This is a genomic window from Desulfovibrio legallii (genome assembly GCF_004309735.1).
GTDB lineage: Bacteria > Desulfobacterota > Desulfovibrionia > Desulfovibrionales > Desulfovibrionaceae > Desulfovibrio > Desulfovibrio legallii.
On record NZ_SIXC01000015.1, the window covers coordinates 47,850 to 54,329 of the forward strand.

Sequence of the window (6,480 nt, forward strand, 5' to 3'; positions counted from 1 at the left end):
TGGGCAACCTTCCCCGGCCTGCCGCAGGGCGGAGATCCGCCGGTTTATTCCAGGATGTAGCGCATGGGGTTGACGGGCACCCCGTTGAGGCGCACCTCGTAGTGCAGGTGGGGGCCGGTGGTGCGGCCTGTGTTGCCCACATAGCCGAGGACCGAGCCGCGTTTGATCCATTGGCCGGGCTGTACGGCGCTGCGCTGCAAATGGCCGTACTTGGTGGTGATGCCGCCGCCGTGGTTGATCTCCACGCTGATGCCGTAGGCGCCGTCGTGCCCGCTGAAGGTTACCGCGCCCTGGGCCGGGGCTACCACGGGCGTGCCCACGCGGTTGGTGATGTCCAGCCCTTTGTGGAACTGCCCCCGGCCGCCGAAAGGCGAGGAGCGCCAGCCGAAACTGGAGGATACAAAGCCCACCACGGGCCAGATGGTGGGCATGGAGGAAAGGGCCTCGCGGTTTTCGCGCAAGGCCAGGAGCAAGTCCTGCTGGCGCACTTCTTCCAGGCGGGTGGATTCGGAAAGGCGGTCAAGAAAATCCTGCATTTTGCGGGCCGCCAGCTCCTGCCGGTGCAGGGGCAGATACAGGCGGGAAAAATCCCCTGGCCGGTCCATGCCGCCGCCGGCGTCTTGCGGGTCTTTTTCCATATTCATCATGATGCGCAGCTTGCTGTCAAAGCGCTGCACCCGCTCCAGGTCGCGGCTTACGCCCGTGATGCGCCCGGCCAGGTGGACCATCTGGCGGCGTTGGCCTTCCAGAAGGCTCTGAGCGTTCTGCAGGTCGTCGGCCAGGTGGCGCGACTCAAGCCAGGCCCGCAGCAGCCAGACGTTGGCGGCTACAAGGCTCAGCGCCAGAGCGGCGGCGGCAAAGCCAAGCCAGCCGCGTAAACGCAGGTTGCGGCTGCCGCTGCGGCCTTCCTTAAAAATGACAATGTGGTATTTGCCAAAAAGCATGGGTGGGCCACTTTAGGTCCGCTTTCCCGGCCCTGTCAATGGCGTATGGGGGCGTGGGCTGTCGGGGCCGCGCCTTGCGTCGGGTTTGCGTCCTCCTGCGGGGCGGCGCTGTTCTGTTCCATCTGCCAGCGCGCCAGGCCGTTGTAGATGCAGCGGCGGGCGTCGCGGGCCACGCCGTAGAGCTGCTCCAGGGTGGCGCTCATGGCGCTGCGGGCCGTGTGCCCGGCCGAGGGGCAGGCGTTGGCCCAGACGGGCAAAGCCCATTGGCGGGCGGCCTTGAGGATATATTTTTTTTCCACCAGCAGGAGCGGACGGATAAGATGCAGGCCGCCGCCGAAGAAGGATTCGTTCATGTGCATGCCGTCAACCCGGCCGTTGCGGCAAAGGTTCAGGAAGAAGGTCTGCACCAGGTCGTCGGCGTTGTGCCCCAGGGCCAGGTGCGTCAGCTTGTAGCGCGCGCAGAGTTCAAACAGCCGCTTGCGCCGGAGCCAGGCGCAGCGGAAGCAGGCCGAACGACGCAGATTTTTTTCCGAATGGGCTTCGGGGCCGTAGTCTGTCACCTCCACATGGCTGGCGATGCCGTGCCGGGCCAGCCAGCCCGGCAGGGCCGCGTGGCTTTGCGGATCAAAACCTGGATTAAGGTGCAGGGCCATGATTTCAAAGGGAAAGGGCACAATGCCCTGGCGGATTTGCAGGGTCTTGAGCAGCACAAAGCTGTCTACCCCGCCGGATACGGCCACGCCCACCCGGCAGCCGGGCCAGAGCATGCCGGCCCTTTGCATGGCCCTGCCGGCGCTTTTGACGCAGAGCTCCTGCGCGAAAGAACGTTTTTTACCTTTATTGCCCGACATGTGGTATGCTCCTTGTGCTGCAGACTGTGCCCTTGACAAGGGCGATGAGAGCCTCTAGCATATCTCATTTCGGCAGGTCAAAACCTGTACGCTGGTCTGCCCGGCCCTTTACATGGGGGCGGGCGGCATTATGTTTATGCCGGAAACCCGCCCGTGGTCATGCAGACCGCGCCCGGCGGGATGCAGCGGAAAAAGCCGCCCAGGCGGCCCGGATATGTTACGCAGGGCAGGGGTTCCGCAAGCGCGGCGCGTCGACAGACGACGGCCGCAGGAACCGCCCATGGAGGCAGCATGGCCCGTATTACTGTAGAAGATTGTCAGGAACGTGTGGACAACCGCTTTTTGCTGGTGCAGATGGCCATCAAGCGGGTGCACCAGTACCGCGAGGGCTATGAGGCCCTGGTGGAATCGCGCAACAAGGAAGTGGTGACGGCCCTGCGCGAAATTGCGGCGGGCAAGGTGTTGCCCGACGATCTCAGCCTGTACAATCCGCTGCCGGAAGGGCAGACTGTCGGCGGCGAAGACTAGGCATCCCACCCATTTGCAAACCGCAACGCGCTGATCGGAACCACGATGGAGCTTGACTACTACGAGGTGCTGGGCGTCGCCCGCGACGCTGAAACCGACGCCATTAAACGCGCCTACCGCAAACTGGCCCTCAAGTATCACCCGGACCATAATCCTGGGGATGCCGAGGCCGAGCGGAAGTTTAAAGAGGCCGCCGAGGCCTACGATGTGCTGCGCGACCCGGAAAAACGCGCCCGCTATGACCGCTTTGGCCGGGCGGGCGTGCAGGGCGGCGCAGGCGGTTTTGGCAGCACTGAGGATATTTTTGCCCATTTCAGCGACATTTTTGGCGATTTGTTCGGCTTTTCCGCAACTGCGCGTGGTCCGCGCCCCACGGTGGGGGCCGACCTGCGCTACAATCTGAACATCTCATTTGCCCAGGCGGCCAAAGGGGACGAGATTACCCTTTCGCTGCCCAAGCATGTGGTCTGTGCCGAATGCCGCGGCAGCGGGGCTGCCCCCGGCAGCAAGGCCGAGACCTGTCGCCACTGCGGCGGTTCGGGGCAGGTGCGGCGGACTCAGGGCTTTTTCCAGATCGCCATGCCCTGCCCGGTGTGCCACGGTTCCGGCCGGGTCATTGTTAAACCTTGCCCGCGGTGCAAGGGCGAGGGCGTAGTGACTGACACCCGTGAGCTGGTGGTGCGCGTGCCCGCCGGCGTGGACACGGGCACGCGCCTGCGCGTGCGCGGCGAGGGTGAGCCCGGCGAACACGGCGGCCCCCCAGGCGACCTCTATGTAGTCCTGACGGTAGAGGCCGACAAGCGCTGGCGGCGGGAAGGGCAAGACCTGCTCTATACGCAGGAAATCGGCTTTGTGGAGGCGGCCTTGGGGCATCGGGTGGACGTGCCCGGCCTGGACGGGCCGCTGCCCCTTGAAATTCCGCGCGGCGTGCAGAGCGGCACGCTGCTGCGTCTGGCCGGCGAGGGCATGCCCTATCCCGGCAGGCAGGCGCGCGGCGATCTGCTGGTGGAAGTGCGCGTGCTGACCCCCACCCGCCTTTCCAAAGAACAGGAAGATTTGCTGCGTCAGTTCGCTGCCGCAGGCGAAAAAACGCCCCTGGCCAAGGTCAAAAAGGCCGCCAAGAAGATCGGCAAGGCCATGGGCCTGGACTAGGCCTGCACCTTTGCAATGCCCTGACGGTTGTGTACGCAGACGCCCGCCACGCCGCCTGAACGTCTCTGGTTCGGCAGGCTGCGGCAGGGCGGCCCGATACAGAAAAAGCCCCACGAAACGTTGCGTTTCGTGGGGCTTTTGGAGCTTACGTCGCGTTGGTCAGTTCAGACCTTCGCGCGGGCCGTCGTCATTGCCGCGAGGCGGGCGCTGGCCGTTGGGGTTATGCATCTGGCCGTCACGGGGCGGGCGCTGGCCGTTGGGATTGTGCATCTGGCCGTCGCGGGGCGGGCGCTGACCGTTGGGTTTGTGCATCTGGCCGTTCTGGGGGCCGCGTTGGTCGTGGCGGCGGTCCATATGACCATTTGGGCGGTCGCGGCGCTGGTCGTGGCGCATGTCCTGACGGTGCTGCCCGCTGTTGCCGCGCATGTCCTGACGGTGCTGTCCGTTGTTGCCGTGCATGTCCTGGCGGTGTTGCCCGCTGTTGCCGCGCATGTCCTGACGCTGGGGTTGGCGGCGTTGGTCCTGCCGCTGTTGCTGCTGATTCGGGGCTTCGTTGGCTGCGTCAGCAGGCAGCGCGGGGGCCAGGCCGTAGAACAGGACGGCCGCCGCAGCAGTCAGGGCCATATGCTTCCAGGTGAGATTGCTTGCGTTCATGGTTTCTCCTTGGGGAAAGCTGTTTCCCAGCTCCGCATATGCCTTTCGCTCAAGGGGCGCAAGAGGGGGGCGTAAAGTGGCTGCCGGAGCCGATCCGCGGTGGGCTTGTACTGCCTCCCGGAAGTGGTGTATAAAGAAAGAGGCGCTGCGAGAGGCGTGGCCCTGTTTGTTGCCTACAACATTCCTGTCCCTCTGGAGGGAAGCATGCTCGTACAGAACTGGATGACCACCGACGTTGTGAGCGTTACGCCGGAGACTTCTCTGCTCAAGGTGGGCAAGCTGCTGAAAGACCACAATATCCGTCGGCTGCCCGTGCTGGACGACAAAGGCCATGTGGTCGGCATTATTTCCGACCGCGACGTGCGCGACGCCTCGCCTTCCAAGGCCACCACGCTGGATATGTATGAGATGCACTACCTGCTGGCCGAACTCAAGGCCAAGAACATCATGACCGCCAACCCCATCACCATTTCCCCAGCGGAAACGGTGGAAAAGGCGGCCATGCTCATGCTGGACCACAAAATCGGCGGTCTGCCCGTGGTGGAAGAAAGCGGCCGGATGGTGGGGATACTTTCCGACCAGGATGTGTTCAAGGCTTTGGTGGACATTACCGGCGCGCGGCAGGGCGGCATCCAGGTGGGGGTAGAACTGCCGGATGCGCCCGGCACCATGCGGCCTATTTTTGACACGTTGCGCGCCCACAGCGCCCGTCTGCTTTCTGTGCTGACGGCCAACAGCGACGACGGCGCGCGGCAGGTTTTTTTGCGCATCCGCCAGATGGACAGCCCCGATGCCGAAAAGGCCTTGCTGGAAGCTATCGGCAAACAGGCCCATGTGCTGTATTGCGCTGGGCGAGTATGCAATCAATGCAATCATGATTAATATATCTTTCTGAAATGAAAACGCAAAAATTTTCGTCAAGGCTGGGCCCGGAGGCCAAAAAAACGGCCGGGGCTTGCCAAGGAGTTTTGTTTGTGGCATAAACGCATTCGTTGTGATTGCGTTACGCTTTCGCGCCTACGAAGGAATTCGGCCGGGTTTGCCCGGTTGGCGTAGCGTTGGGGTAGGCTTGCCCTGGCGGAGTTGAGCAATATCTGTCCAAGGAGGACACACGCATGGCTGAGATCACCTATAAAGGTAAAAGCTTTGAAGTTGACGAAGACGGTTTCCTGCTGCGTTTTGACGACTGGTGCCCTGAATGGATGGAGTATGTGAAGGAATCGGAAGGCATCTCCGAGATTACGCCCGACCATCAGAAGATTCTGGACTTCCTGCAGGATTACTACAAGAAGAACGGCATCGCCCCCATGGTCCGCATCCTTTCCAAAAACACCGGTTACAAGCTGAAGGAAGTGTACGAGCTCTTCCCCTCCGGCCCCGGCAAGGGCGCCTGCAAGATGGCCGGTCTGCCCAAGCCCACGGGCTGCGTGTAGTTTCCGGCCGTTACAGCATTTTTTCCGCGAAGCGGGAGGGCTTGCCCTCCCGCTTTTTGCGTTTTTGCGCCAAAGCGCAGGAGGGATTTGTTCTCTGCGGCGTTTTTATGGGGGCTGCGACAGGAGTCGCAAAAGAAAGGGAGTACCCTGGCGAGGAGGGCCGCTGCGCGGCTGGGAATTCCGCCGGAAGGCGAGGGAGCCGCTGTGCGGTTGGGAGTTCCGCCGGAAGGCGGGGGATCCTGCCGGAGGCTGGTTGCCCTGCGGGCACGGCGGTTTGGTTTTTGTCTGGCGTTTGGGCCGCCTCCGGCGAGGGGGCCGCTGTGCGGTTGGGAGTTCCGCCGGAAGGCGGGGGATCCTGCCGGAGGCTGGTTGCCCTGCGGGCGCGGCGGTTCTTTCTTTGTCGTTATTTGGGCCGCCTCCGGCGAGGGCAGGGGGCCAAGGGCGGGGCTGCGCCCCCCCTTAGGCCCCCCACACCCCCCATAACCCCCCGCTTTCCCAGGGCAGCCCCACCATGTTCGGCGCGGCTGGGGCGCGCCGCTTGCGCGACCGCGCCCCTTATGCCGGGCGCAACAACCGCAGGCCCCACAGCCCCCATATTTTGCCGGGTCCCGTGTCCGGCGTCTTTCGTGCCCTCGCAGGTTCTCCGCGCATTTGCCGTCAGTGTTTGCTTTATGTTGGTTGGGCGGCAGTGTAACTGTGTCCGGCGCGGCTGGGGTGTGCCGCTGCGCGACCACACCCCTTTATGCCGCGCTCAACGCCAGTGAAATCCCACATCCGTGCGCCGTCAGCATGCTGGATGGTTTTGGCAAGCCCTTGTGGCGCGGGAAACTTTTTTTTGCGGTCAGGGTATGCCCTATGCGGTTCTGTGGGGGAATGAAGTTTTTTGAAGGGGATGGGGGGCGTGGGGGGAAGGGGGGA

At 63.4% G+C, this 6,480-nt stretch carries 7 protein-coding genes; 4 read left to right on the forward strand and 3 right to left on the reverse strand.

The window, feature by feature from the left end; all coding sequences use genetic code 11:
* Positions 1–44: 44 nt before the first annotated feature.
* Positions 45–944, reverse strand: a complete 900-nt coding sequence (locus EB812_RS10685) for a M23 family metallopeptidase (protein WP_118230804.1) — start codon at positions 942–944, stop codon at positions 45–47.
* A 35-nt stretch (positions 945–979) separates the two neighbouring features.
* A complete protein-coding gene (locus EB812_RS10690; protein WP_130958278.1) occupies positions 980–1,795 on the reverse strand; it encodes a tRNA lysidine(34) synthetase in 816 nt (271 codons plus the stop codon).
* 291 nt (positions 1,796–2,086) lie between these two features.
* Here EB812_RS10690 and rpoZ point away from each other — a divergent pair, with 291 nt between their 5' ends.
* Together rpoZ and dnaJ are read left to right on the forward strand one after the other, a co-directional pair.
* A complete protein-coding gene (gene rpoZ / locus EB812_RS10695; RefSeq protein WP_118230806.1) occupies positions 2,087–2,323 on the forward strand; it encodes a DNA-directed RNA polymerase subunit omega in 237 nt (78 codons plus the stop codon).
* A gap of 45 nt (positions 2,324–2,368) precedes the next feature.
* Positions 2,369–3,475, forward strand: a complete 1,107-nt coding sequence (gene dnaJ / locus EB812_RS10700; RefSeq protein WP_118230807.1) for a molecular chaperone DnaJ — start codon at positions 2,369–2,371, stop codon at positions 3,473–3,475.
* Positions 3,476–3,634: 159 nt separating this feature from the next.
* Here the strand turns inward: dnaJ and EB812_RS10705 are convergent, their stop codons facing one another.
* The gene (locus EB812_RS10705; protein WP_130958279.1) at positions 3,635–4,129 is read right to left on the reverse strand and encodes a hypothetical protein; all 495 of its coding nucleotides are present in this window, start codon (positions 4,127–4,129) and stop codon (positions 3,635–3,637) included.
* 204 nt (positions 4,130–4,333) lie between these two features.
* On the opposite strand from EB812_RS10705, the gene EB812_RS10710 reads away from it, so the two are divergent.
* On the forward strand, positions 4,334–5,011 hold the full coding sequence (locus EB812_RS10710) for a CBS and ACT domain-containing protein (RefSeq protein ID WP_118230810.1): 678 nt from the start codon (positions 4,334–4,336) through the stop codon (positions 5,009–5,011).
* Positions 5,012–5,244: 233 nt separating this feature from the next.
* Complete coding sequence (locus EB812_RS10715) at positions 5,245–5,562, forward strand: TusE/DsrC/DsvC family sulfur relay protein (protein ID WP_008682206.1); 318 nt, start codon at positions 5,245–5,247, stop codon at positions 5,560–5,562.
* The last annotated feature ends 918 nt before the right edge of the window (positions 5,563–6,480 follow it).